Genomic DNA, 24,714 nt, shown 5'->3' on the forward strand with positions numbered 1-24,714 from the left:
CCTGCCGCGCGTGCGCAAACGGGCCGTTCCCGCCGTCGTTGCCGCGGAGGACGAGGACCACACGCAGGTCCTGCCGCGCGTGCCGAACTACCCGACCACCGACCCGGACGAGGGTTCCCGCCGCCGGCGACTGGACGACAACGCCCGCGGGGCCGTGACCGTGGCCGCATTGCTCGCCGAGCAAACCCAGAGGGAACAGGCCAGAAAAGATCACCGGTCCGAGCGGCGCAGCCGGGAGAATCGACCGGCTCAGTGAGTCGCTCCCACTTGCAACCGCCGACGAGTGCTAGACGTCTACCTGTGTAAGTCACCGTTCGGAGGCGACACATGTGGATCAGCATGACATTAGTCACATTAGGTGGTTTGGCGTTCTTGACGCGAACCGTGACGGCCGTCCTGGCCGTTTCCTCTCGCAAGAAGATGAATGACTACACTAAGCCACAAACGTCCACCAATTGAGATACTCGTTCGGCCTACGGCTTACGGGCGAACGTTGACTTACCGTACGATCCTTTCGGGTCGTATGACTGAACGGTCACCTGATGGGGACCTCACAGGGGTAGGTGCGCCATGGACCACGCACTGAGCAAGGTCATCGAGCTGCGCGAAAACGGGTTTCAGTTCCTGCACCTGAGGGACGACGCCGGGCAGCTCGACCGCATCATGGCGTTCAAACAGCGCAGAGGGTTCATCGACTCGATCCTCTTCTGGTCGGAGACCGAGGCCCGCGCGGGACGACTGCCCGCGGTGCGCGACTCGGCCAGGCCCGCGCAGGCCGTCTGGATCTACGAGGGCCCGTTGATCGAGGCCGTGGACCGGTTGCTGGACCTGCCGGAACCGGGTGCGCGCAACGCGCCGTCGTTGATGAAGGCGACCGCGTCCGATCTGGCCGTCGTGACGACGCTGCCGTTCAAGCTGAAGCTGCCGCCGGGCGCCATCGCCTGACGACGTGCCGGTCATTCCCGAGTCGCCAGTTGTTGCGGCGACTTCGAATGCTGCGCCGAACAGCTCACCGAACGTGTGAAGAACTTCCCCCTCCCGGATTACGCAGCTTGATGTAGAGGGGCCGGGTGCGGAACCTTCGCGCCCATGAACCTCAGGAAGACCGTCGCGGGGGCCGCCGTGGCCCTCGGCAGCGCCACCGTCATGCTCGGCCTGGGTGGCATCGCGCACGCGGACACCGCGAACGCCAACGCCCACACCGCTCCCGACCTGGGTGGCCAGCTCGGTGACGTCGCGTCCGTGGGCGACCTCGCCTCCGTCAACACCAAGGACGTCGACGGCAAGGTCCAGGCGCTCAACGCCCAGCAGCCCGACGTCAACGCGCTCGTCGAGAACGTCGACTCCAGTGCGACCGCGGCGCTGCTGGGCCTGACCGAGCCCTCGGGTGTGCCGACCGGCAACGCCTCCGTCGACATCTGATCGTCGGCACCTGATCGTCCGCCGCTGAACTGACCAGTTCTTCCTGACCGGAGCGGCGCCCGGTTCCCTCCCCCTCGAACCGGGCGCCGTTCCACTTTCTCCAGCACCTGAAGAGAGGGAACCGCCGTGCGCCTGAAGAAGATCGTCACCTCCGCCGGGATCGCCGCCGGTGCGCTGGCCGCGTTGGCCGGCACCGCGAACGCGAGCCCGCAGGCCGTTCCGCAGCTGCCGCAGCTCGACCCGGTCACGCAGCTCAGCGAGCTCGGTGACCGCGCGGGTGTCACGGCGCTGCACGACCTCAACGGTCCAAACGTGACGGCGGTGCACAACGGCACCGCGCTGGTGGAGGGCTGAGCTAGCGACCGACCGCGTACCCCTGTGCGCCGCGCGGGTTGGCCCCGGCGCGCAGGAGCCCGTCCGCGGCGTCCCTGGCCACGGCCGACATCCGGCCGAGGGTCCACTCGCCGGCGTCCACGACCTGGTGGCCACGCGCACGCAACGCTGCCAGCACGTCCACGCCGGCGCGTGACTCGATGACGAGCTCCCCCGGTGTCCAGGCCCGCGGGTAGAACGAGCTCGGGAACGCGTTGGAGTGCCACATCGGCGAGTCGATCGCCTCCTGCAGGTTCAGCCCGGCGCGGTGCGCGAGCCAGAAGCCGAGCTGCCACTGGTCCTGCTGGTCCCCGCCGGGCGTGCCGAACGCCAGTGCGGCCTCCCCGTCCCGCAGCGCCATCGACGGCGACAGCGTGATCCGCGGGCGCTTGCCGGGGGCGAGCGAGTTCGGCAGTCCCCGGTCGAGCCAGAACATCTGGGCGCGGCTGCCCAGGCAGAACCCGAGCGACGGGATCGTCGGCGAGGACTGGAGCCAGCCGCCGGACGGGGTCGCGGAGACCATGTTGCCCCAGCGGTCCACGACGTCGACGTGCACGGTGTCGCCGCGCGTCACGCCGGAGCGCGCCACCGTCGGCTCGCCGATCGCACCGGTCGGGTCGGACACGGGGGTGGCGGGTCCGCCGGTGATGTGCCGGGGCAGCACGGGTGCGCGGCCGCCGGGCGAGCCGGGCCGCAGCTCGTAGGAAGCGCTTTCCCCGATCAGGGCACGGCGTTCGGCCGCGTAGGAGCGGGACAGCAGGATGTCGAGCGGGACGTCGCCGACGTCGCCGTACCAGGCCTCGCGGTCGGCGAACGCCAGCTTGGCCGCCTCGACCGCCAAGTGCACGGTCTCCGCGGTCGGCTTGCCGTCCACGTAGGACAGGTCGTAGCCCTCCAGCAGCCGGAGCTGTTGCACCAGAACGGGTCCCTGCGTCCACGCGCCGGCCTTGACGAGCGTCCACTCGCCGAACTCCGCGGTCAGCGCGTCCTCGTACGACGCCTCCCACGACGCCATGTCCGCACCGGTCAGCACACCGGCGTGGTCGCGGCCGGAGTCGTCGCGGTGGGCGGTCCGGCAGAACTCGTCGACCTGGGCGGCCACGAAGCCCTGCGACCACGCCCTGCGCGCGGCCTCGATCTGCGCCTCGCGGTCGGCGCCCGCGGCCTCTCCTGCGGCGAGCAGCCACTCCCAGGTGTCGGCGAGCTTCGGGTTGCGGAACCGGCCACCGCGCGCGGGCAGCGCACCGCCGGGCAGCCACTGCGCGGCCGAGGTGGTCCAGTGGTCGCGGAAGAGGTCGGAGACGCGTTCGATGGTGTCGACCACGCGGTCGAGGAGCGGGAACCCGTCCCTGGCGTAACCGATCGCGCGGTCGAGCACCTCGCGCAACGTCTTGGTGCCGTGGTCGCGCAGCAGCGTGAGCCAGCCGTCCCACGCGCCCGGCACGGTCGCCGCCAGCAGGCCGCTGCCGGGGATCAGGTCGAGGCCGAGGCCGGCGTAGTGGTCGATCGTGGCGGCGGCGGGCGCGACGCCCTGGCCGCTCAGCACGCGCGGGGCGGACCCGGCCTTCGCGAAGATGATCGGCACCTCGCCGCCGGGGCCGTTGAGGTGCGGTTCCACGACCTGGAGCACGAATCCGGCGGTGACGGCGGCGTCGAAGGCGTTCCCGCCGTCCTCCAGCACGGCCATGGCCGCCGAGGAGGCCAGCCAGTGGGTCGAGCCGACCATGCCGAAGGTGCCGACGAGTTCGGGGCGCGTGGTGAACACCCCATAAAGGTACGCGGGGCTAACTAAATTGCGTGACTCCGAGTGACGCACGACCCACGCCCGAATGGAGCAGCCCTGCGCGGGCCAGCGCCTCCGCGTCCAGGTGGTTCCGGGAGTCGACGATCGTGTGACCGTCCATGAGCTCGGCCACCCGCGACCAGTCGAGCGTGCGGAACACCGGCCAGTCGGTCAGCAGCACGACCGCCTCGGCGCCCTTGACCGCCTGGTACGGGTCGTCGACCACCAGCATCCCGGTGATCGGCCCGCTCACCTCCGGGTCGTGGGCGGTGAGCTCGGCACCCTCCAGCACCAGCTGTTCCGCCACGGCCAGGGCGGGCGAGTCGCGCAGGTCGTTCGTGCCGGCCTTGAACGCGAGCCCGAGCACGCCGATCCGCACTCCGGCGAGCGTTCCACCGCAGGCGGCGCGGACCTTCTCGACGACCCGCAGCTGTGCGCGGACGTTCGCCTCGATCGTGGAGCGGACCAGTCCGAAGTCGACACCCGCCGCCTCGGCGATCTGCACCATCGCGTGCGTGTCCTTGGGCAGGCACGACCCGCCCCAGCCCGGTCCTGGCCGCAGGAACGACTGCCCGATCCGCTTGTCGTAGCCCATGCCCTCGGTGACCGACTCGACGTCGGCGCCCAGCCGTTCGCACAGCTCGGCGACCGCGTTGACGTACGAGAGCTTCATCGCGAGGAAGCAGTTCGCGGCGTACTTGACCATCTCGGCGCTGGCGGCGTCCATCAGCACGGTCGGTGCGCCCAGCTTGGCGAACAGCGCCGCCACCCGCTCGGCCGCGGACGGCGAGTCCGACCCGACCACGATCCGGTCCGGGTGCAGGAAGTCGCGCACGGCAGTGCCCTCGCGCAGGAACTCGGGGTTCGACACCACCGCCACGTCCTCACGCCCGAGCAACGCGCGCACGCGTTCCGACGTACCGACGGGCACCGTGGACTTGGTGACCACGACCGTCCCGTACGGCAGCACGTCGCGGATCTCGGCGGCGACGGACTCGACGGCGCTGAGGTCGGCCGCACCACCCGCGCCCATCGGCGTCGGCAGGCAGAAGAACACGACGTCGGCGTCCCGCACCGCGGGAGCGGCACCGACGACGAACTCCAGCCGTCCGGCCAGCCGGCCCTCGACGACGAGCTCGGCGAGCCCCGGTTCGAGGATGTCGACCTGGCCGGCGCGCAGTCTGACCACCTTCTCCGCGTCGACGTCCGCGCACACGACGCGGTGTCCCAGTGATGCGAGGCAGGCTCCCGTGGTGAGTCCCACGTAGCCGGTGCCGACGACCGCGATGCGACGGGCGAACATGCGGGTGACCCTGACATCCCCGGTTGGCCGCTCGGGGAACACCGTACGACTTTCGTCGTAGCTGACCGTGACAGATCTCCTCCCAGAGGTCTACCGGCGCGGGCGATGTTTCGAACACCGTCGAACGGCACAGTTCAAGGCATGGGAGTTCTGCTGATCGCAATGATCTTCATCGGCCTCGCGGTGCTGGCAGCGGTGCCCCTGGTGGCGCTGCTGCACCTGTCCGACCGTTGACCCGGTCCGGGGGTCGACCACCGGGTAACGAGCGTTAACCTCCTCGCGAGCAGTTCGCTTCGAGGAAGGTGAAGGCATGGAGATCTCGGGTACCGCGGCCATCGTCACCGGTGGCGCGTCCGGTCTCGGCGGCGCGACCGCACGTGCGCTGGCGGCGCGTGGAGCGCAGGTGTTCGCGCTCGACCTGCCCGGCGCGATCGAGAAGGCGGAAGCCGTCGAGAACGTCACCTACCTGGCCGCCGACGTGACCTCCGGCGACGAGGTCCAGGCCGCCGTCGACACCGCGGCCGGCTCCGGCGCCCCGCTGCGCATCACGGTGAACTGCGCTGGCATCGGCCCGTCGACCAGGACCGTCGGCAAGAGCGGCCCGCACGACCTCGACCTCTACCGCAAGGTCGTCGAGGTCAACCTGATCGGCACGTTCAACGTGCTGCGCCTCGCCGCCGCCGCGATGGGCAAGACCGAGGAGCTCGAGCACGGCGCCCGCGGCGTCATCATCAACACCGCCTCGATCGCCGCGTTCGACGGTCAGATCGGCCAGGTCGCCTACGCCTCCTCCAAGGGCGGCGTCGTTGGCATGACCCTCCCGGCCGCGCGCGACCTGTCCTCCGTCGGCATCCGCGTGCTGACCATCGCCCCCGGCATCGTCGACACCCCGATGCTCGCCACGGTCTCCGACGAGTTCCGCGCGGGCCTCGCCGCCGGTGTGCCGTTCCCGAAGCGCCTGGCGCAGCCGTCGGAGTACGCGCAGCTGGCCGTGTCGATCGTGGAGCACGACTACCTCAACGGCGAGGTCATCCGCATGGACGGCGCCCTCCGCATGTCCCCTCGCTAGCCCCACGCGCCTGCTTCTCGAGTGCACGCGGGGAGCTTTCGTACTCACATGAGGTACGAAAGGTCCCCGCGTGCGTTCGGCGTGGGCGGGCGGCGCGTCAGAGGTCGCCGGCGTAGGGCAGGCGGGACATCGCGTCCGAGGTCATCCACTCGCGCAGGCGGTGGGTGGCTCGGACGTCGTCCTCGTTGTACTCCAGCAGCCTGCGCCGCTGGTCGAGGTCGAGCGGGTCGCCGTTCAGGCCGACCGCGGACCGGTACCAGCGCATCGAGTTCTCGCCGCCCGCCTCCGGGTCGCGCCACGTGAAGCCGGCGACCCGGGCGATGATCTTCAGTCCCTTGCCGTGGGCGCACAGGAACTGCTCGCGCACGATGCCGAAGAGGTCCACCCACGCGTCGGAGCCGATGAACTCCTTGACCTGCGCCACGGTCGGGATGCCGGGCTTGCCGGCGAACCGTTCCGCGGACGCCAGCAGCCAGCGGTTCTCGGCGAGCTCGTTGTAGCAGTAGGCGCGGAACGACAGGCCGCGTGCCTTGGCGCGCAGGCGGATGCCGGTCAGCCAGGTCCAGAACTCGGCGAACGAGCGAGCCTCGTCGTCGCACGGCAGCGCGTCCCACGTGACGAACGCGCGGTAGCCGTGGTCCTCGTCGACGTCCTTGCCGGACAACAGACATCCCCACATGTACGCGCCCAGGTCGCCGAAGCTCTCCATGTCGACGTCGACCTCGACGTCGGCGCGCGGCACGTTCATCTCCCGCACGCGGCGGACCAGCGTGAGGTCGCGCAACCACGCCCGCGCGAGCACGACCGCGTCGCCGAACGGCATGCCGACGAGCTGGATCGGGCCGTCCGAGGCCGGGTCGAGCTCCGCCAGCTGGTCCACAGTGGACAGACCGACCCTGCGCAGCGCCACCGCGTCCTCACCGCGCACGACCAGTGAGACGTCCCTGCCGCGCTTGAGGTCGGTGTCGCAGGTCGGCCACCACGGGCAGGTCTTGCAGTCGACGATCCGCGACGGCTTGGCGAGCGGGTCCTTCTGGTTCGCCGCCGCCAGCGCCACGGCCAGCCGGTCGGAGAACCGCGCGTCGTACTCGGCCAGCGCGGTGCGTCCGCCGGGCCAGGTCGGTGCCTCCAGGTCGTGCCACAGCACCACGTCGGCGTCCATGCCGATCACGCCACCGGTCGCGCGGGCGTTCGTCGCGTGGCCCGCGGCCTGGAGCTGGCGCTGGGCGTGCGCGAGCCGCAGCTGGTCACGGGGCTGCGGCCGGACCTTGCGGTGCGGGTCGGTCCGGCTGCCGCCGGGCAACGGCATGGTCAACGGGCTGGTGCGCGCGCCCTGGCCGGGGTCGGTGATCTTGTGCCGCACCACGAGCACCGGCACGTACCCGGTCGCGTCCTTCACCAGCAGGTCGATGCCACCGCGACGGCCGCCACGCGGGTCACGCGGCAGTGCGGCGCCCCAGATGTAAGGCGCGCCCATCTCCATCGCCGCGAGCGTGACGCGTTCCCGGTCCGCGGTCCGCACCTCGGGACCGTTCGGCACCTCGAAGAGGTTCGAGCCGACGATCCGCCCGAGGGCGTCCGCCACCGCGCGGCGGTGGTTCGCCGCGTCCGCTTTCCGTTGTTCCGAAGCCGGGTCCAGCGCCGCTTTGAGAGCGTCGCGCATCTCCGGATCGTTTTCGAGGTGCACCCGCCGCCGACAACGAGTGACCACGCCGGCGTCTAGCTGCACCTGGGAAGTCACCGGTGCAGCGTATGTCGCGCGCCGACCTCATGTGCCAGCAACCTGGGCAGTAAGTTTCACGTGACGGAGGAGGTGTACCCGAATGGCGCGCAAAGCGAAGGCCGGATTCACGCCCAGCAGGGCGAAGAACCTGGTCGGCGTCGCGAAGGTGGTGGCGCCCGCGCTCATCCCGGTGCTGGCCCCCGTGATCGCCCGCGGAGCTGGGGTTTTGAGCGAGCAGTACGACCGCTACCGCGCACGGAGGCTCGGCATCGACGTGGCCGACATCGGCCGGTACTCCGGTTACGGGGCCCGGTTGCACGCGCGGATCGTCGGCTTTTCGGAGTCGCTCGAGACGGTGCGGGCCGCGGATTCCGATTGGGTTTCGAAGACCGAGGCGCGCCTGTCGCAACTGCTCGCCGCCGTGCGCGCTTCCGAACGCATGCCGACGGCCCGGCGCAAAGCAGCGCACCGGGCCGTCGGAACCGATCTGGACGTGTTGGAGCAGGAACTGCTCAGGCGTCTGAACGTGCGCTGACGTTCGGCGTGCGCCCGGTCACCTTGGCCACGGCCTCGACCGCCGCCTCCTCGACCACTTGACCGGGGTCGAGGTGGGCGGTGACCTCCTCCATGACCTCGGCCACGCGTTCCTCGCGCCGGATCATCGGGTCGGACCGCAGGTCCTTGGCCAGCGAGACGCACAGGCCGACCATCACGACCATGAACGGCAGCGCCGCGATGATCGTGAGGTTCTGCAGGCCGGTCAACGCGTTGGAGCCGCCGACCAGCAGCATCACCGCGGCCACGGCACCGGTGAGCACGCCCCAGAACACCACCACGGCCTTGGTGGGGTGCATGGAGCCCCGCTGGGAGAGCGTTCCCATCACGATGGACGCGGCGTCGGCGCCGGACACGAAGAAGATGGCGACGAGGATCATCACGACCACGCCGGCCACGGTGGCCAGCGGGAACTGGTCGAGCAGCGAGAACAGCTGCGACTCCGGCGTCGACTGGCCCGCGAGGTCCACACCGGACCGCTGCTCGAAGATCGCCGAGCCGCCGAGGATCGCGAACCACACCAGCGACACCGCGGACGGCACGAGGATCACGCCGGCGACGAACTGGCGGATCGTGCGGCCGCGCGAGATGCGGGCGATGAACGTGCCGACGAACGGCGTCCAGGAGATCCACCACGCCCAGTAGAAGATCGTCCAGCCGGACAGCCACGTCTCGGTCGCCTCACCACCGGAGGCGGCGGTGCGGCCGGCCATGTTGGCCAGCTCGCGGAAGTAGTCGCCGAGCGCGGTGGGCAGCAGGTTCAGGATGAACACCGTCGGGCCGACGACGAACAGGAACAGCGCCAGCACCACGGCCAGCACCATGTTGGTGTTCGACAGCCACTGGATGCCCTTCGCGACCCCCGAGACGGCGGATGCGACGAACGCCACGGTCAGCACGGCGATGACCGCGACCAGCACGCCCTTGCCGACCTGGCCACCCCACCCGGCCGCCTCCAGCCCGCTCCCGATCTGCAGGGCGCCGAGACCGAGGGAGGCGGCCGAGCCGAACAGCGTGGCGAAGATCGCCATCACGTCGATCGCACGGCCCCACCCCGACGCGGCCCTGCGACCGAGCAGAGGGGCGAAGGCAGCGCTGATCAGCGACGACCGGCCACGGCGGAAGCTCCCGTAGGCGATCGCGATGCCGACGACGGCGTAGATCGCCCACGGGTGCAGGGTCCAGTGGAAGAGCGTGGTGGCCATGGCGGTCTCGAGGGGGTCGCCCTCGGTGCCGGGCGGCGGCTTCACGAAGTGCGTGAGCGGCTCGTTCACGCCGTAGAACATGAGCCCGATGCCCATGCCGGCGCTGAACATCATCGCGACCCACGAGACCGTCTTGAACTCGGGTTTCTCGTCGTCACGACCGAGCGGGATCTTGCCGTAACGGCTGAAGGCGAGCCAGAGGGCGAACAGCACGAAGCCGGACGCCGTGAGCACGAAGGCCCATCCCAGGTTCTGGATGACCCACCCGAGCGCGGTCTTCGAGGCCGAGGCCAACGAGTCAGTTCCGGCAATCCCCCAGGCCACGAATGCAAGCGTGAGACCTGCGGCAACGCCGAACACGACCCGGTCGGTGCGGCCCGGCCTGTCGCATTGGTTGTGCATGCGGCCCTAGATACCCACTCGTGGACCGATGCAAACCGATCGCATTACCCTCAGATCCGTGAGCACCCGGTCGAGTGAGATGCGCACCCTTCGCGGTGCCGTTCTCGCGGTGACCTCGTCGGCGCTCACGATCGCCGCCCACGGCATCGGCGGTGGTGAGCTCGCGGAGTTCGTCCACGCGCTGCCGCTGGTGGTGCTGATCGCGTTCGCGGCGGCGTCGCTCGCGGACCGGCGGACCGGGAGGCTCTCGGTCATGGCCGGGCTCGCCACGGCCCAGCTCGCGCAGCACCTGCTGCTGACCTGGGTCAGCCACGAGCACACCGGCACGCTCACCTGGCAGATGTTCGGCGCGCACCTCGTCGCGGCGACGCTGACCGGGCTGTTGCTGTTCCACGCGGAGAACGCGCTGTTCCGGCTGTTCGCCGCGGTCACCCGCCTGATCCCCCGCAGGCTCATGCCGCAGCCGGTGCTCACGCCGGTGCGGACGTCCACCGGCACGCCCTACCTGCGGCGCGCACACGCCGCCGAGCTGAGCCGTGCCCACGGGCTGCGCGGCCCGCCCTGTGGTTCCTGACACCCACGCACCCGCATCTCCCCCTTTGGCATCAGGAGCCACAACCACATGTCTGCACATCGCTTTGGCGTGCGCGCGCTCGCCGTCCTCGCCGTGGCCGGGTTCGCCGTCCTCGGCACCCCCGCGATCGCGTCCGCGCACGTCAGCGCCCAGCCCTCGGAGTTCACGCAGGGCGGCCGCGCCACGTTCGCGTTCCGCGTCCCGAACGAGCGGGACAACGCCGGCACGACCAAGATCGAGGTCACGCTGCCGCAGGACACCCCGCTCACCTCGGTGCGCACCCGGCCGCTGCCCGGCTGGAAGGCAGAGGCGGTCAAGGGCAAGCTCGACAAGCCCGTCACGGTCGCCGGCAAGGAGATCACCGAGGCGTTCACGTCGATCACCTGGACCGCGGAGCCCGGCACGAAGATCGGGGTCAACGAGTACCAGGAGTTCTACGTCGCCCTCGGCACGCTGCCGGAGAAGGACACCCTGCTGCTGCCGACCAAGCAGACCTACGAGAACGGCGAGGTCGTCGACTGGAGCCAGCCCGCGGGCGCCGACGGCAAGGAGCCGGAGCACCCGGCACCCGCGCTGAAGCTCGCCCCGAAGAAGGCGGACGGCGACGACCACGGCCACGGCTCGACGAACGCCGCGAACTCGACCGACACGCACGAGGCGTCGGCCGCCGGTTCCGACCAGACCGCCCGCTACCTCGGTGGCGCCGGCCTGGCCGTCGGTGCGCTGGGCCTGGGCTTCGGCATCGGCGCGATCCTGCGTTCGCGCAGGAAGGCGTGACCCACAGCATGAAGCGCGCACTCATCGCGTGCCTGATCGCGGGTGCGGCCGTGCTCACCACGGCCGCGCCCGCTTCGGCGCACAACGCACTGATCAGCAGCGACCCGAAGGACAAGGCCTCGCTGGAGGTCGGCCCGTCCTCGGTCACGCTGACCTTCGACCAGGACGTGCAGGGCGGCAAGGACATCAACACGATCTCGGTGGTGGACGCGAACGGCGGCCACTACGAGGTGCCGGGCGACCCGAAGATCACCGACAACTCGGTGTCCGCCCAGGTCAACGCCCTGGGCAAGGCCGGTCAGTACAAGATCGGCTATCGGATCCTGTCCGCGGACGGCCACCCGGTCTCCGGTGAGCTGACGTTCACGCTCACCAAGGACGGCACCGGTACGCCCACCACCCCGGCCAGCGCCGACGCCTCCGGCAGCAGCGACTCCGGTGGCGGCATCCCGCTGTGGGTGTGGATCGTCGGCGCCGTGGTGCTGCTCGGCGGCGGCGTGTTCATCGCCCTGCGCGGCGGCGGCGGGAGCGCCAAGGCATGAGCGACGTCCGGACCACCGCCCCCACCCACTACCGCGTGCTCGCCGGTCTGGTGTTCGGCGCGCTCGCGGGCATCGCCCTCGGCCTCGTGCTGGCGCCCCCCGTCGTGGTCGCCGGGGTCGTGGACGCCGGGGCGGCGGTCCGGTACGGCCTGCCGGTCACCCGCGTGCTGCTCGACGTGTCGGCGACGATCGTCGTCGGCCTGTCGATCCTGCCGAAGCTGCTCGGCTTCGACCGGCCCACGCACACCGAACCGGTCATGCGGATCGCCCGGCCCGCCGCGGTCGTCGCCGCGGCGGTCTGGGTGGTGACCGCGCTGCTCGCGATCGTCCTGCAGGCGGCGGAGCTGCGGCCGGGCAGCGACGTCAGCATCGGCAACGCGGTCGACTACATCGCCACGGTCGGCGCCGGCAAGGGCCTGCTGTTCAGCGCCGCCTGCGCGTTCGCGTACCTGCTGGTCGGCGTGCTGGCGGTGCGCAGCGGCGAGTCCGTGCCGGCCGAGCTGCGCATCCTGGTCTCGATGTTCGGCCTGCTGCCGATCCCGGTCACCGGGCACGCCTCCAACTGGAAGTACCACGACTACTCGATGGTCTCCATGGAGCTGCACGTGCTGGGCGCGGCGGCGTGGACCGGCGGGCTCGGCGCGCTGATGGCGCTGGTCGCGTACCGCAAGGGCCTGCTCGCCGTCGCGCTGCCGAAGTTCTCCCGGATCGCGACCGTCAGCCTGGTCGTCGTCACGGTGACCGGCCTGTTCAACGGTCTGCTGGAGCTGGCCCTGAACCCGGTCGTGCCGTTCCCGCAGTCGATGTTCACCACCGGCTACGGCCTGCTGTTCCTCGGCAAGGCGGCGTGTGCGGCTGCGGTCGCGGTGCTCGGCGCGCGCATCCGGTGGAAGCTGCTGCCGCAGATCTCGCAGCACCGGACCACGGCGATCGTGCAGTGGGCGGTCTTCGAGATCACCGTCATGGGCCTGGCGTTCGGCCTGGCCGTCGTGCTGAGCCGCGCACCGGTCAGCTGACCCCGGTCGCGACCCTGACCAGGTCGGCGAGCGCCCGTGACCGGCTGTGCGGTGGCCACGCGATCACCGTGGTCACCTTCGGGGCGTCCACGACCGGAACGGCGACCAGCCCTTCGGTGAGCCTCGTGCGGAAGTCCTCCGGCACCACGGCGACGGCCCTGCCGAGCTCGATCATCTGGAACAGCTGCGTCAGGTTGCGCACCTCGATGCCGGGACCGTCCGGGTAGGTGCCGTCCGGACGCGGCCAGCGGGCCCGTTCGGCCAGACCGCTGACGTCCGCCATCCGCAGCTGCGCCACTCCCGCGAGCGGGTGCGCCGACGGCATCACCGCGACCTGGTCCTCGGTGTGCAGGACCTCCACGTCGAGGCCGGTCGTCGGGTCGTACGGCTCGTGCAGCAACGCCACGTCGGCCCGTCCATCGAGCAGCGGGACGTGGGTGTTCGACTCGCACAGCAGGACGTCGACCGGCACGGCACCGGGCTGGGCGGCGTACACGTCGAGCAGCTTCGCCAGCACCTCACCGGAGCTGCCCGCCTTCGCGGCGAGCACCAGCGACGGCCGGTCGGCGGCCGCGTCCCTGGTGCGGCGTTCGGCTGCGACGACAGCGGCGAGGATCGCCCTGGCCTCGGCCAGCAGGGTCTCCCCGGCGGCGGTGAGCAGGACCTTGCGGCTGGTGCGGGTCAGCAGTTCGACGCCGAGCCGGTGTTCGAGCTGAGCGATGGTGCGCGACAGCGGCGGCTGGGCGATGCCCAGGCGTTCGGCCGCGCGGCCGAAGTGCAGCGCCTCGGCGACCGCGACGAAGTAACGGAGCTCCCTGGTCTCCACGCCGTCCACCGTATCCATACCGCTGGGGTATCGCTGCGACACCGAGGTGGTGTTGGTCTTCACGGCCTCGCGGAAGACGATCAGAGACATGAGCGAACAGACGATTGCACTGGTCACGGGCGCGAACAAGGGCATCGGGTACGAGATCGCCGCCGGTCTCGGCGCGCTCGGCATGAGTGTCGGTGTGGGCGCTCGGGACGCCCGGCGTGGCGAGGAGGCGGCGGAGAAGCTGCGGGCGAACGGCGCGGACGCGTTCTTCGTGCCGCTGGACGTGACCGACGACGAGAGCGTGGCCGCGGCCGCGGCGCTGTTCGAGGAGCGGTTCGGCCACCTCGACGTGCTGGTCAACAACGCGGGCATCGCCGGGTCGTGGCCCACGCCGCCGTCCGCCGCCACCCCGGCGGGCCTGCGGGAGGTGCTGGAGACCAACGTGATCGGCGTCGTCCGGGTCACCAACGCGGTGCTGCCCCTGCTGGGCCGGTCGGCACGGCCGCGGATCGTCAACCAGTCGAGCCACCTGTCGTCGCTGACCCTGCAGACCGCGCCGGACGCGGCCTTCCACGACATCGACGGGATCTACACGCCGTCGAAGACGTTCCTGAACGCCGTCACCGTGCAGTACGCCAAGGAGTTGACCGGCATGAAGGTCAACGGCGCCTGCCCCGGCTACGTCGCGACCGAGTTCAACGACTTCCAGGGGCGGGAGACGCCGGCGAACGCCGCGCGGATCGCGGTCGAGCTGGCCACGCTGCCCGACGACGGGCCGACCGGTGGCCTCTTCGACGGCGATGGTCCGGTGCCCTGGTGATGCGTTGTTCAACGTGAAACATCCGGGGTGACCGGGGCTGCACTCGGCGAGTGGTCCGTTCGACGCGGCGAACAGCGCGCGAACGGACTAGTCGGTGATCAGTCGGGCCGAAGATTCTTCGCGCATGCGGGCCAGGCGGTTCATCGTCCGCTGGCCGCGGCGGTCGAGCTCACGGCTGTCGATCCAGCCGTTGGCGTAGTAGCGGTAGTCCTGCGCGAGGGCGACGAGCTCGGCGAGGTAGTCGGCGGAACGCCGCCGGCGCTCCTCGTCGAACGACGCGAGCAGCGGCAGCTGGGTGTCCACGACCTCGTCGAGCAGCTGCGCGGACCGCAGCGCTCTCCGTGACCGCCACCTCCGAGTAAGCATCACGCGCCGCACCCCGCCCTTCGCCCCGACCTGCCGCACCTTAGGCCCTGTGTTTCCCGCCCGTCGATGCTGCATTCGTGTCAGGGGCTCCTGGCGTTACCGGTTCGTGTCCCACGCCATCCGAACGTGGTGCTATGGGGCCCAAACGACGTGCTGGTCAGGCAGCCGTGTCGGCTCCGGTGAAGCGGGCGACGCGGTCGGCCAGCTCGCGGGCCTCGGGGTTGTTGCGGCGCTTCTCGGCCTCCTGGCGCAACGGCTCCATGCGCTGCTTGGTGCGCACCGACTTGAGGCTCTCCGACAGGTCGACCGCCTGGCGGCCGATCTTGGCGCCGTGGTCGATGTCGCCCTCGATGAGGTGGTTGATCGACATCGAGGTCAGGTTGAACGACCGGCTGCGGGCCATGTCGTCGCCGAAGTTGTTGATCGCCTTGGACAGCGCGGGAATGGCGGTCCTCGTGTACTTGGCGTCCACCGTCTGAGCCAGCTCCGTGTGCACCGTGCCGATCATGGACGAGAGGTCGATCTCGTTGAAGAACTTGGCCCACGCGGGCGCCTCGGCGACGTTGGCGCGGGAGAACTCGTCGCGGGCGCGGCCGAGCAGCTTGAGCGCCTGCTCGTCGGAGCCCATCTTCGCGTACGCCCAGGCCTCGTTGGCGCACAGGATGCCCACCGCGAGCTCGGAACCGGAGTTCTGCGCGGCCAGCTGGCCGAGCTGGAACACCTTGAGCGCGTCGTCGGGGGCGTTCTGGTGCAGGTACACGCGGCCCATGCGGTACAGGATGTTCGCCATCAGCGCCTCGTTGTCGCCCTGCTTGGCGAGGTCGAGCGCCTGACCGAAGTGGTTGCGGGCGGAGTCCATCAGGCCCGTGTCGAACGACGTCCAGCCGGCGAGGTTGTGCAGGTCGGCCAGTGCGACGTAGAGGCGCTGGCGCACGACGTCCGTGGAGCTCGCACCGAGCATCTGCTGTCCCCAGGACAGCTGGGCGACGACCGCGTCGCGGCAGGAGCCGCCGCCGTACTGGTAGTCGAGGGCGCGCAACGCGCGGGTGGCCGCTTCCACCTGGCGCACGTCGGTCATGCCGATGCGTCCCGGAGCCGGAGTCTGTGTGGGGTGTGAGACCCACGACCCGGAGTCCGCTCCGAACACGGCCGCGCCGACTGTCACGGCGGCGGCGTGCGCGAGGAACTTCCGACGCTTCACCGACTCGTCCTCCTCAGGATGGGGTGTGTCCGCGGCTGCGGCCACCCTCACTGCCGTTGTCTCGTCATAGGCGAGACCCATGTATCCACGTGGGACACCCAGGCCGATGGCGATCCTGGTCAGGACGTCGTAGGCCATCACCTGACGTCCCTTGAGGATCTCCGAGACCTCGGACTGCGACTGCCCGGTGAGCGCCGCGATCTGGCGCTGGGACACGCCGTGCCGTCGGAGCAGCCGGTAGACCGAGCTGATCTCCCGTCGGGCCAGTGCGTCCCGCATCTCCTGCTGGTCCCACACGTCGGTGGGGATCGGAGAGCCCTGGGAACTCATGGTGTTCATCGCGCACCCTCACAGTCCGTTGGGCGTCATCGGCAGACTAGGGGGAGGTCCCCGAGCCCGAGAAGTCCTCTTCGGCAGGGCTGATCGGCCCTGCCGAACACCGCTTACCGCTCACCGTAAGAGTTCCACCGGTGGGCGCTGTGACGTCCCGTTCCGGCATGAATCATCGCAATCTGGATTCCGGTAAGCGAGTGAGCACGGAGAGGAACAGCCAACCGATGGACAGCTCCTCCCCCGGCTCCACCTCCATCGTGGAGACGGGTGACACCGGATCCACATGGCGCGGCACGACCGGGCAGCGTCGGACGTGGCAGATCAGCTGCGGCGACGTGGTCGACCGGGACCGCCAGCTCACCGTGAAGGTGGTTCAGGGCCGAGTGGTCCTGGTCGGCCCTCCCGGGGAGACGGCAGTCTTGTCCCACGACCAGCTCGTACAGCTCAGGGCTGCGCTACGCGAAGCCGCCGACCAGGCGGAAAGGTGACGGTGACGTTTCGATGGACGCGATCCTCGGACAGGTTCTTCGCAACGCTGTGTGGGAACGCCTCGACCTGCTCACGGAGCTGGCGAGCCGCGCTGACGCCCCGTCCCTCCTGTCGGTGGCTCGATCCGAGCTCCCTCGGCTGACCGAGGGATGGCGTGCTCTGCTGGCAGCGCACGAGCCGGACGAGAAGGGCAACTGCCCCGAGTGCTCCGGTCGTTGGCGCCAGCAGAAGTCACCTTGCTCGGTGTGGCGCGCCGCGTACGAACACCTGGTCGCGGGCGGTCTCGCCCCGCGCCCGGCTCGCCACCTGCGCGAGGCCCCGGTGACCCCTCCTGTCACCCGGACCCGCCGCGCGGTGGCTCGAGCCCACTAACGGGCCTTTGCGACCGACCTGGCGTCCCCCCGACACGACCAGGTCTGCAAACGGCCTACTGACCGGTGGTCCGCGATGTGCGAACCCCCGACCGCTGCATCGCGGACCCCGGTCAGCTCAACTCCACAGATTCCCGCGGGCCGGTGCCGTGCACCTTCCCTCCCGACCGGTACCGGTCCGCGGTCACCAACCCCGGCCCCTTGCCTGCACCTCCCGCGCGGGTGAGGGGCCGTTTCCACGTTCGGACGCCGCGAGCACGGCTGGAGCTGCGCGCCGCTTCTTCCCACTTCCCGCGGTTTCTGCTGCCGGTGCTCCCGGTTCCGCGCCCGGCTTCAGCGGCGCGTACCCGTTTTCCACGTGAGGTAGGACGTGAGGCCGGGCAGCAAGCGGCCGGACAGTTCGAACGCCTTGAGCTGCCACGGGAACAGGTGCTCGGCGCGTTCCTTCTCCACGGCGTCGACGATCGCCGTGGCGACACGGTCGGGCGTGACCGTCGGGATCAGCCTGGCGATCGCCGGAATCCGCTCCTCCGCGCCGGGGTTGTTGGCGAAGTACTCGCTGGAGACCTTGCCCGGCACGACCTCGCTCACGCCGACGCCGGTCCCGCGCAGGTCGAGCCGCAGGGACGCGGTCAGGCCGCGCAACGCCCAGCGCGCCGACTGGTAGCCGGCCGCGCCGGGGATCGGCAGCCGCGACACCGGCGAGTTCACGTTGACGATCCAGCCGGAGCCGCGCGACCGCATGGCGCCGAGGAACTCCCTGGTGAGCAGCATGGCGGCCATGAACGGCACGGCGGTCATCGTGGCCAGGTCGTCCTGCGAGCACTCGTCGAGGAACAACCAGCGCCCGACACCCGCGTTGTTGACCAGCACGTCCGGCGTCTCCACGGCCTCGGCGAGCGCGTGGATCTGCGCGGCGTCGGCGAGGTCGGCCGGATGGGCGGTCGCGGAACCGCCGAACTCGGTGATCCGCTCGACCTGCCGATCGAGCAGCTCGGCGCTGCGGGCCACCAGGTGGACGTGCGCACCGCGTGCCGCGAACCGGAACGCGGTCTCCGCGCCGATGCCCTGGGACGCGCCCGTGACCAGTACCCGCTTGCCCGACAGTCGCATCAGTCCACCGATCGCACTCGACTCATCAACACTCCCGCCACCGCCGTCGCCAGCGCCGACGCCGCGAACAGACCGCGGTACCCGCCAAGGTTGGCCAAGATCACCGCGGTCAGCAAGGGCGCGATGACCTGCGGCAACGCGTTGGCCACGTTCAGCACGCCGAGGTCCTTGGCCCGGTCGGACGCCGCCGGCAGCACCTGGGTGAGCAGCGCGATGGCCACAGCCCAGTACGTGCCGAAGCCGACGCCCAGCAGCGGTGCGGCGACCAGCGCGGCGGTCCAGGTCGGCCAGGCGACGAGCAGCAGAGCGGCGAGCGCCATCACGACCGCGGCGAGGTAGACGTACGGCTTCCGGCGCCCGGAACGATCACTCCGTGCGCCGAACAGCACCGCTCCTGCGGCGAGCGCCACCCCGTAGAGCGCCATCAGCACGAGCAGTCCGTCCTCCGGCGACTCGTGGTGGACCACGTCGCCGAGGAAGTAGAGGAGGTACAGCGTGCCGAACGCGTTGCCGAGGTTGATCAGGAGGTGCCCGGCCCACGCCCAGGCGAAGTCGGGGTGCTCCCGGGGTGAGATCCAGAACGTCGGCCGCACCGGCTTGGTGACGAGCTGCGTGTCGGGCGTGCGCAGGACGAAGAAGACGGCACCGACGAGCACGATGGCCGCGCACGCCAAATAACCGGCTTGCAGTCCGCTGACCAGCAACGTCACCACGACCGCGCCCAGCACCGTGCCGAGCATCTGGCTGATGCCGATCAACCCGCCGACCTGCGCCCGTTGGGCGATGGGCACCTGGTCGGGCACCACGGCGGTGAGCGCGGCGAGCATGCCGCCGATCCCGGCCTGCACCAGGCACCAGCCGGCGGTCATGACCGCGACGGACGGCGCGGTGGCGAGCACCGCCAGGCCGATCGCGCCGACGACCGCCCCGATCAGCGTCCACGGGTGGCGCCGGCCGAACCGCGAGGTCGTGCGGTCGGACAGGTACCCGATGAGCGGCACCACCAGCAGCGACACGGCGGCGCCGACGCCGGTGACGACGCCGAACACGAACTCCTTGTCCGCCACGTCGAGCAGCTCGGCCTGCTGCGGCAGCAGGACCTGGATCGGCGCGTAGACCGCCAGCCACAGCCCGAGGTTCGCGGCGAACAGCCAGGCCATCCAGCCCCGCCGGACCGGGACGACCGGTTCGGCCAGCGCCTCACTCACCGCTGATCACCCTGCGGTACCAGTGGAACGAGTCGCGCGGCGTGCGGCGCTGGGTCTCGAAGTCGACGTGCACCAGGCCGAACCGCTGCGAGTAGCCGGCCTCCCACTCGAAGTTGTCGAGCAGCGACCACACGAAGTACCCGTCGACACCGGCGTCGAGCGCTGCCTTGAGGTGTCCGTCGAGGTAGGCGATCCGGTCGGCGTCCTCGACCTCGTGCGGGAAGCTGCAGCCGCTCTCGGTGACGTGCACCGGCGGCAGGTCCGGGTGCCGTTCGCGCAGGGTGGCGATCATCTCGGTGAGCCCGGACGGCACGACCGGCCAGCCGAACCCGGTGCGCGGGTACTCGTCGACCTCGACCAGCTCGAACGGCAGCGGGTTGCCCTCCGACGGCAGCGTCAGCCTGGTCGGGTTGTAGTAGTTGACGCCGTAGAAGTCGAGCGGCTGGTGGATGGTCGCGAGGTCGCCGTCCCGGACGGGCATGAGCTCGGCGACCGAGTCCGGATAGCGGCCGGCCAGCACCGGATCGGCGTACAGCCAGTTGTGGACGTCGCTGTACGCGTCGGCCGCGGGCTGGTCGGCGGCGGTGGCCGGCCACGCGGGCGTGTGGTTGTTCGCGGTACCGACCGAGCGGGCGTTGTGGCCGCGCAGAACTTCCACCGCACGGCCGTGAGCGAGGTTCAGGTGGTGGGCGGTCGGCAACGCGTCGAAGAGCAGCGTCTTGCCCGGTGCGTGCTCACCGATCGCATAGCCCTGCAACGTGACCATGGCCGGTTCGTTGATCGGAATCCACATGTGGACCCGGTCGGCCAGCCGTTCCGCGAGCAGTGCGGTGTAGTCGGCGAACCGGTCGGCGATGTCGCGGCCGAGCCAGCCGCCCTCGGCTTCGAGCTGCAGCGGCGTGTCCCAGTGGTAGAGCGTGGCCACGGGCGCGATGCCGGCCTCGACGAGCGCGTCGACGAGCCGGTCGTAGAAGTCGAGGCCCTCGGCGTTGGCCGGGCCCTTGCCGCTGGGCTGGATGCGCGGCCACGCGATGGAGAACCGGTAGGCGTTGACCCCCAGCTGGGTCATGAGTGCCACGTCCTCGCGCCACCGGTGGTAGTGATCGCACGCAACGCGGGCGCTGTCGTCGTCGTGCACCGGAGCGAAGTCGTCCCACACCGAGGGGCCTCGGCCGCCCGCGTCGAACGCGCCTTCGATCTGGAACGCGGACGTCGACACTCCCCAGAGGAAGTCGCTCATCGATCCTCCAAATGTGAAACTTGTTCGGATCGTAGGCGTGTTGACAGGTTCAGGGAAGTGAAGACGCCGCGCAGAAGGCAAGATGGAAGAACCCGAACTACTGGGAGTCGCCGTGACGAGCACCACCCCGCTCCGCCGTCAGCCCGTCCAGCAGCGCAGCGCCAAGAGGGTCGAGCGCATGCTCGAAGCCTGCGCGACCCTCATCGACGAGGTGGGCTACGACGGCGTCACCACCACGTTGATCGCGGAGAGAGCGGGCGTGGCGGTCGGCTCGCTGTACCAGTTCTTCCCGGACAAGCGGGCCGTCGTGCAGGCGCTGACCCTGCGCAACGTCGACCGGTTCTCCCAGGGCATCACCGACCGCCTCGAACAGGCCACCCTGGAGCACTGGTGGGACGCCGTGGACACGGTGTTCGACGTCTACGTGACGATGCACCGCGAGATCCCGGCGTTCGGCAAGCTGCACTTCGGCGACGTCGTGGACATGCGGCTGCTCGACGACCGGCGGGACAACAACGCCGTCATCTCCGACAAGATCTCCGAGCTGATCTCGGGCAACTTCGGCATCCCGATGAACGAGGTGCAGCTGCCGATCGCGATCGCCGTCGAGGCCGCGGACGCCGTGCTGAAGATGGCGTTCCGCAACAACCCGACCGGCGACCAGGCGATCCTCGTGGAGGCGAAGGCGCTGGTCAGGGGCTACCTGTCGTCGCGGCTGCCGGCCTAGCCGAAGTTGCGGCGCTCACCGCGGTAGGTGGGCACCGTGCGTTCGACGCGGTCGCCGCGCACCAGGTGCACCTCGTCGAACCGCTCGAACAGCTCGCCCGCTTTGGCGTGCCGCATCCAGACGCGGTCGCCGATGCGCAGCTGTTCGGCGGCCTTGCCGGTGACCGGGGTCTGCACCTCGCCCGCGCCTTCGAGGCCGAGCGTCTTCAGGCCCTCCGGCAGGTACGGCGAGGGCTGGCGGTCCGGGGTCGGGGTACCGGAGGCGATGTAGCCGCCGGCGAACAGGGTGGCGACGCGCTTGGTCGGCTTGCGGACCACGGACAGCGCGAAGAGTGCCGCCGGGTGGGGTTTGAAGGCCTGGTAGCCGTCGAAGAGGGTGGGGCCGAAGAGCCCGCTGCCCGCTGCCAGCTCTGTGACCGAGGGGTCGGTGCCGGTGAGCTCCAGGCTGCCGGTGCCGCCGCCGTTGACGAACTGCAGGTCGGTGACCTGGCGGACCGCGGTGATCACGGCGGTGCGCCGTTCGATCAGCTCCGGGCCGGACCTGGCCTGGATGAGCCGGATGCCGATCGCGCGCAGCGGCTGACCGGGCGGGTTGTCGCCCAGGCCGGCGATCTGGCCCTCGTAGGCCATGACGCCGACGAGGGTGAACCCGGTGCGGCGGACGATCTTGGCGGCGAGCGACGCGGCCTGCGCCGGGGTGTGCACCGGCGAGCGGCGTGGTCCGATGTGGACGCCGGGCAGCGGGCGCCAGGAGACGTCGAGCTCCAGGCAGACCCTGATGTCGGCGTGCGGGCCGATGGCGGCGTCGACGAAGTCGAGGTGCTCGACCGAGTCGACCATGATGGTGATGCGCTGACGGGCGGTCTCGTTCGCGGCGAGCTTCTGCAGCGCGGCGCGGTCGGCCGTGGGGTAGGCGACCAGCAGGTCCTCGCTGACGTTCTGCTCGGAGAGCCAGAGCGCCTCGGCGAGCGAGTAGCACATGACCCCGGCGTAACCGGGTCGTTCGAGGGCCCGGCTCACCAGGTCGCGCACGCGGATCGACTTGCTCGCCACCCGGATGGGATGACCGGCAGCGCGGCGGGCGAGGTCCGCCGCGTTGTGGTCGAAGGCGTCCAGGTCGACGATCGCGAACGGAGGATCGAGGTCCTTCGTCGCGGTGTCGAGTCGAGTTCGGCGCATGCTCCGACGGTACGTCCTCAACCCTTGAAACGTGAAGAGCTTTCACTTACGTTACTCGCAGGTCACACTCCGTGGAGGTACCCGTGTGGACGAACTGGGCTCGCACCGCGACTTGTGCGCCGACGCGCGTCGTCCACCCGGCGAGCACTGACGAGATCGCCGCGACCGTCGTCTCCGGCGGCCGGGTGCGGGCGCGCGGCAGCGGTCACTCGTTCAACGACATCGCCGTCGCCCCCGAGGTGGCGCTCGACCTCGACCGGTGGACCGGCATCGTCCGCGCCGACGTGGAGACGGGCCTGGTCACCGTCCGCTCCGGCACGCCGCTGCACGTCCTGAACGCCGACCTGCACCGACTCGGCCTCGCCATGCCGAACCTCGGCGACATCGACGCGCAGACCGTGGCCGGTGCCGTGTCGACCTCCACCCACGGCACCGGCGCGAAGCTCGGCGTCCTGGCCACCGCCATCGCCGCGCTGGAGCTGGTGCTCGCCGACGGTTCGGTGGTCACCTGCTCGCGCTCCGAGCGACCGGACCTGTTCAACGCCGCCCGCGTCGGCCTCGGCGCGCTGGGCGTGATCAGCACCGTCACGCTGCAGTGCGTGCCGTCGTTCGTGCTGCAGGCCTCGGAGGCACCGGGCCGGCTCGACGCGGTGCTGGAGCAGTTCGACGACCTGTGCGCGGTCGAGGACCACGTCGAGTTCCACTGGTTCACGCACTCGGATCGGGTGATCCTCAAGCGCAACAACCGGGTTCCCGAGCCCGCGCAGCCGCTGTCGCGGTTCCGGCAGGCCTGGGAGTACGAGGTCATGGAGAACGCCGCGTTCGGCGCGGTGTGCAAGGTGGCCAAGACCTTCCCGCGCTACACCAGGAAACTCAACGAGGTCTGCGGCTCGCTGATCAGCGAGCGGTCCTATTCGGACTACTCGCACAACGTCTTCGTGACCCCGCGCCGGGTCCGGTTCGTGGAGACCGAGTTCTCCATCCCTCGCGAGACGCTGATGGACGTCATCGGCGAACTGCGTGCCGTCGCCAACCGCCTGGGCGACCGCGACGCGTTGATCGTCCCGTGCGAGGTGCGGGTGGCGCAGGCCGACGACATCTGGCTGTCGACCGCCTCCGGCCGTGACACCGCCTACATCTCCATGCACCAGGCGCTCGGCATGCCCTACAAGGCGTTCTTCGACGCGTACGCGTCCATCGCCGCGTCGGTCGGCGGTCGCCCGCACTGGGGCAAGATGCACGACCTCACCGCTGCCGAGCTGCGCCCGCTGTACCCGCACTTCGACGACTTCCTGCGCGTCCGCGACGAGGTGGACCCAACCCGCACCTTCACCAACGCCTACCTGACCCGCGTCCTCGGCTAGATGTCACGCGCGAGCCCCACGTTCCCCTGAGGGGCACGCGGGGCCCCCGCGTGCGCCAGGAGAGTACGAAAGCTCCCCGCGTGCACTCAGAGGACGGCGCGGACGGCGTCGGGGATGGGCGTGGAGCCGTTCGTCAGTTCGAGCGTTTTGCGGACGGTCTGGGGTGCGGTCAAGAGCTCCGCGAGCACGGCGGCGACGTCGGCGCGGGTCACCGGGGAGCGCGGCAGCACCGGGGCGGCCAGGGTGACGAGACCGGTCGGGGCGTCGTTCGTCAGCGGGCCGGGACGCAGGATCGTCCAGTCGAGTGAACGCGATTTCAGGTCGTCCTCCGCCGCCTTCTTCGCTTTGAGGTACACCGCGAACTCGGAGTCCACCGACGGCGAGTCCGCTGACTCGATGCCGACCGTGGAGACCTGGAGGAACCGCCGCACGCCCGCCTCGGCCGCTGCCGTGGCGAACAGGGCGGCGGCCCCGAAGTCCACTGTGTCCTTGCGGGCGGCTCCCGAGCCTGCCCCTGCGCCGGCGGCGAAGACCGCGGCGTCCGCGCCGTTCATGTATTCGGCGACCGAGTCCACTGTGGCGGACTCCAGGTCGCACAGCACCGGAACGGCTCCGGCTTCCTGCACGTCAGCGAAGTGATCGGGGTTGCGGACCAGTGCTGTTGCCGCGTCTCCACGGGTGGCCAGCTGCTGCTGGAGAAGCAGCGCGATCTGCCCGTGTCCGCCGGCGATGACTACTCGCATGCCC

27 protein-coding genes are annotated in these 24,714 nt (G+C 70.4%); 15 read left to right on the top strand and 12 right to left on the bottom strand.

What is annotated here, in order from left to right:
• From ACZ7CH_RS00655 to ACZ7CH_RS00670, 4 genes are all read left to right on the top strand, one after another.
• On the top strand, nt 1–256 hold a 256-nt coding region (locus ACZ7CH_RS00655; RefSeq protein ID WP_470372893.1), incomplete at its 5' end, for a hypothetical protein.
• Nucleotides 257–570: 314 nt separating this feature from the next.
• Nucleotides 571–945: a hypothetical protein gene (locus tag ACZ7CH_RS00660; RefSeq protein WP_053732108.1), complete on the top strand. Its 375-nt coding sequence runs from the start codon at nt 571–573 to the stop codon at nt 943–945.
• A 144-nt stretch (nt 946–1,089) separates the two neighbouring features.
• Entirely contained in the window at nt 1,090–1,422 is a 333-nt protein-coding gene (locus ACZ7CH_RS00665; protein ID WP_470372894.1) for a hypothetical protein, read from the top strand.
• 126 nt (nt 1,423–1,548) lie between these two features.
• Complete coding sequence (locus ACZ7CH_RS00670) at nt 1,549–1,776, top strand: hypothetical protein (RefSeq protein WP_458429811.1); 228 nt, start codon at nt 1,549–1,551, stop codon at nt 1,774–1,776.
• A 1-nt stretch (nt 1,777) separates the two neighbouring features.
• On the opposite strand, the gene ACZ7CH_RS00675 is transcribed toward ACZ7CH_RS00670, so the two are convergent.
• Nucleotides 1,778–3,559: a gamma-glutamyltransferase family protein gene (locus ACZ7CH_RS00675; protein ID WP_470372895.1), complete on the bottom strand. Its 1,782-nt coding sequence runs from the start codon at nt 3,557–3,559 to the stop codon at nt 1,778–1,780.
• 19 nt (nt 3,560–3,578) lie between these two features.
• Nucleotides 3,579–4,880 (bottom strand): UDP-glucose dehydrogenase family protein, encoded by a 1,302-nt coding sequence (locus tag ACZ7CH_RS00680; RefSeq protein ID WP_470372896.1) that lies wholly within the window; start codon nt 4,878–4,880, stop codon nt 3,579–3,581.
• Between the two features lie 310 nt (nt 4,881–5,190).
• On the opposite strand from ACZ7CH_RS00680, the gene ACZ7CH_RS00685 reads away from it, so the two are divergent.
• On the top strand, nt 5,191–5,949 hold the full coding sequence (locus ACZ7CH_RS00685) for an SDR family NAD(P)-dependent oxidoreductase (RefSeq protein ID WP_458429814.1): 759 nt from the start codon (nt 5,191–5,193) through the stop codon (nt 5,947–5,949).
• 97 nt (nt 5,950–6,046) lie between these two features.
• On the opposite strand, the gene ACZ7CH_RS00690 is transcribed toward ACZ7CH_RS00685, so the two are convergent.
• Nucleotides 6,047–7,690, bottom strand: a complete 1,644-nt coding sequence (locus ACZ7CH_RS00690; RefSeq protein WP_470372897.1) for a TM0106 family RecB-like putative nuclease — start codon at nt 7,688–7,690, stop codon at nt 6,047–6,049.
• A gap of 82 nt (nt 7,691–7,772) precedes the next feature.
• Here ACZ7CH_RS00690 and ACZ7CH_RS00695 point away from each other — a divergent pair, with 82 nt between their 5' ends.
• Nucleotides 7,773–8,207, top strand: coding sequence for a DUF6474 family protein (locus tag ACZ7CH_RS00695; protein ID WP_470372898.1), 435 nt, complete (start codon nt 7,773–7,775; stop codon nt 8,205–8,207).
• Here the strand turns inward: ACZ7CH_RS00695 and ACZ7CH_RS00700 are convergent.
• On the bottom strand, nt 8,185–9,834 hold the full coding sequence (locus ACZ7CH_RS00700) for a BCCT family transporter (protein ID WP_360397051.1): 1,650 nt from the start codon (nt 9,832–9,834) through the stop codon (nt 8,185–8,187). The genes ACZ7CH_RS00695 and ACZ7CH_RS00700 overlap by 23 nt on opposite strands.
• 58 nt (nt 9,835–9,892) lie before the next feature.
• Between ACZ7CH_RS00700 and ACZ7CH_RS00705 the strand changes: the two genes are divergently transcribed.
• The 4 genes from ACZ7CH_RS00705 to ACZ7CH_RS00720 are packed head-to-tail and all read left to right on the top strand — an operon-like array spanning nt 9,893 to nt 12,743.
• Nucleotides 9,893–10,408, top strand: a complete 516-nt coding sequence (locus ACZ7CH_RS00705; RefSeq protein WP_458429815.1) for a hypothetical protein — start codon at nt 9,893–9,895, stop codon at nt 10,406–10,408.
• Nucleotides 10,409–10,456: 48 nt separating this feature from the next.
• Nucleotides 10,457–11,185: a YcnI family copper-binding membrane protein gene (locus tag ACZ7CH_RS00710; RefSeq protein ID WP_360397053.1), complete on the top strand. Its 729-nt coding sequence runs from the start codon at nt 10,457–10,459 to the stop codon at nt 11,183–11,185.
• Between the two features lie 8 nt (nt 11,186–11,193).
• On the top strand, nt 11,194–11,727 hold the full coding sequence (locus tag ACZ7CH_RS00715; protein WP_470372899.1) for a copper resistance CopC family protein: 534 nt from the start codon (nt 11,194–11,196) through the stop codon (nt 11,725–11,727).
• A complete protein-coding gene (locus ACZ7CH_RS00720) occupies nt 11,724–12,743 on the top strand; it encodes a copper resistance D family protein (protein WP_458429817.1) in 1,020 nt (339 codons plus the stop codon). The genes ACZ7CH_RS00715 and ACZ7CH_RS00720 overlap by 4 nt, the downstream gene beginning before the upstream one ends.
• On the opposite strand, the gene ACZ7CH_RS00725 is transcribed toward ACZ7CH_RS00720, so the two are convergent.
• Nucleotides 12,736–13,569: a LysR family transcriptional regulator gene (locus ACZ7CH_RS00725; RefSeq protein ID WP_470369989.1), complete on the bottom strand. Its 834-nt coding sequence runs from the start codon at nt 13,567–13,569 to the stop codon at nt 12,736–12,738. The two genes, ACZ7CH_RS00720 and ACZ7CH_RS00725, sit on opposite strands and share 8 nt — an antisense overlap.
• Nucleotides 13,570–13,657: 88 nt before the next feature.
• On the opposite strand from ACZ7CH_RS00725, the gene ACZ7CH_RS00730 reads away from it, so the two are divergent.
• Entirely contained in the window at nt 13,658–14,377 is a 720-nt protein-coding gene (locus ACZ7CH_RS00730) for an SDR family oxidoreductase (protein ID WP_470369741.1), read from the top strand.
• Between the two features lie 87 nt (nt 14,378–14,464).
• On the opposite strand, the gene ACZ7CH_RS00735 is transcribed toward ACZ7CH_RS00730, so the two are convergent.
• Both ACZ7CH_RS00735 and ACZ7CH_RS00740 read right to left on the bottom strand, forming a co-directional pair.
• Nucleotides 14,465–14,743: a hypothetical protein gene (locus tag ACZ7CH_RS00735; RefSeq protein ID WP_360397057.1), complete on the bottom strand. Its 279-nt coding sequence runs from the start codon at nt 14,741–14,743 to the stop codon at nt 14,465–14,467.
• Nucleotides 14,744–14,900: 157 nt separating this feature from the next.
• Nucleotides 14,901–16,283 (bottom strand): helix-turn-helix transcriptional regulator, encoded by a 1,383-nt coding sequence (locus tag ACZ7CH_RS00740; RefSeq protein ID WP_360397058.1) that lies wholly within the window; start codon nt 16,281–16,283, stop codon nt 14,901–14,903.
• A gap of 218 nt (nt 16,284–16,501) precedes the next feature.
• Between ACZ7CH_RS00740 and ACZ7CH_RS00745 the strand changes: the two genes are divergently transcribed.
• Complete coding sequence (locus tag ACZ7CH_RS00745; protein WP_360397059.1) at nt 16,502–16,765, top strand: hypothetical protein; 264 nt, start codon at nt 16,502–16,504, stop codon at nt 16,763–16,765.
• A 13-nt stretch (nt 16,766–16,778) separates the two neighbouring features.
• On the top strand, nt 16,779–17,138 hold the full coding sequence (locus ACZ7CH_RS00750) for a hypothetical protein (RefSeq protein ID WP_035909125.1): 360 nt from the start codon (nt 16,779–16,781) through the stop codon (nt 17,136–17,138).
• Between the two features lie 332 nt (nt 17,139–17,470).
• On the opposite strand, the gene ACZ7CH_RS00755 is transcribed toward ACZ7CH_RS00750, so the two are convergent.
• The 3 genes from ACZ7CH_RS00755 to ACZ7CH_RS00765 are packed head-to-tail and all read right to left on the bottom strand — an operon-like array spanning nt 17,471 to nt 20,698.
• Nucleotides 17,471–18,250 (bottom strand): SDR family NAD(P)-dependent oxidoreductase, encoded by a 780-nt coding sequence (locus tag ACZ7CH_RS00755; RefSeq protein ID WP_470372900.1) that lies wholly within the window; start codon nt 18,248–18,250, stop codon nt 17,471–17,473.
• Complete coding sequence (locus ACZ7CH_RS00760; protein ID WP_458434276.1) at nt 18,250–19,410, bottom strand: MFS transporter; 1,161 nt, start codon at nt 19,408–19,410, stop codon at nt 18,250–18,252. The genes ACZ7CH_RS00755 and ACZ7CH_RS00760 overlap by 1 nt, the downstream gene beginning before the upstream one ends.
• A 40-nt stretch (nt 19,411–19,450) precedes the next feature.
• Nucleotides 19,451–20,698, bottom strand: a complete 1,248-nt coding sequence (locus tag ACZ7CH_RS00765) for a GH1 family beta-glucosidase (RefSeq protein ID WP_470372901.1) — start codon at nt 20,696–20,698, stop codon at nt 19,451–19,453.
• A gap of 82 nt (nt 20,699–20,780) precedes the next feature.
• Here ACZ7CH_RS00765 and ACZ7CH_RS00770 point away from each other — a divergent pair, with 82 nt between their 5' ends.
• Entirely contained in the window at nt 20,781–21,425 is a 645-nt protein-coding gene (locus ACZ7CH_RS00770; protein ID WP_458429821.1) for a TetR/AcrR family transcriptional regulator, read from the top strand.
• Here the strand turns inward: ACZ7CH_RS00770 and ACZ7CH_RS00775 are convergent.
• Nucleotides 21,422–22,603: an amino acid deaminase/aldolase gene (locus ACZ7CH_RS00775; protein WP_458429822.1), complete on the bottom strand. Its 1,182-nt coding sequence runs from the start codon at nt 22,601–22,603 to the stop codon at nt 21,422–21,424. The genes ACZ7CH_RS00770 and ACZ7CH_RS00775 overlap by 4 nt on opposite strands.
• 83 nt (nt 22,604–22,686) lie before the next feature.
• On the opposite strand from ACZ7CH_RS00775, the gene ACZ7CH_RS00780 reads away from it, so the two are divergent.
• A complete protein-coding gene (locus tag ACZ7CH_RS00780) occupies nt 22,687–23,967 on the top strand; it encodes a D-arabinono-1,4-lactone oxidase (protein WP_360397064.1) in 1,281 nt (426 codons plus the stop codon).
• A gap of 86 nt (nt 23,968–24,053) precedes the next feature.
• On the opposite strand, the gene ACZ7CH_RS00785 is transcribed toward ACZ7CH_RS00780, so the two are convergent.
• Entirely contained in the window at nt 24,054–24,710 is a 657-nt protein-coding gene (locus ACZ7CH_RS00785; protein WP_470372902.1) for an NAD(P)H-binding protein, read from the bottom strand.
• Between the last annotated feature and the right edge of the window lie 4 nt (nt 24,711–24,714).

This window comes from Lentzea sp. NPDC037011 (genome assembly GCF_055607425.1).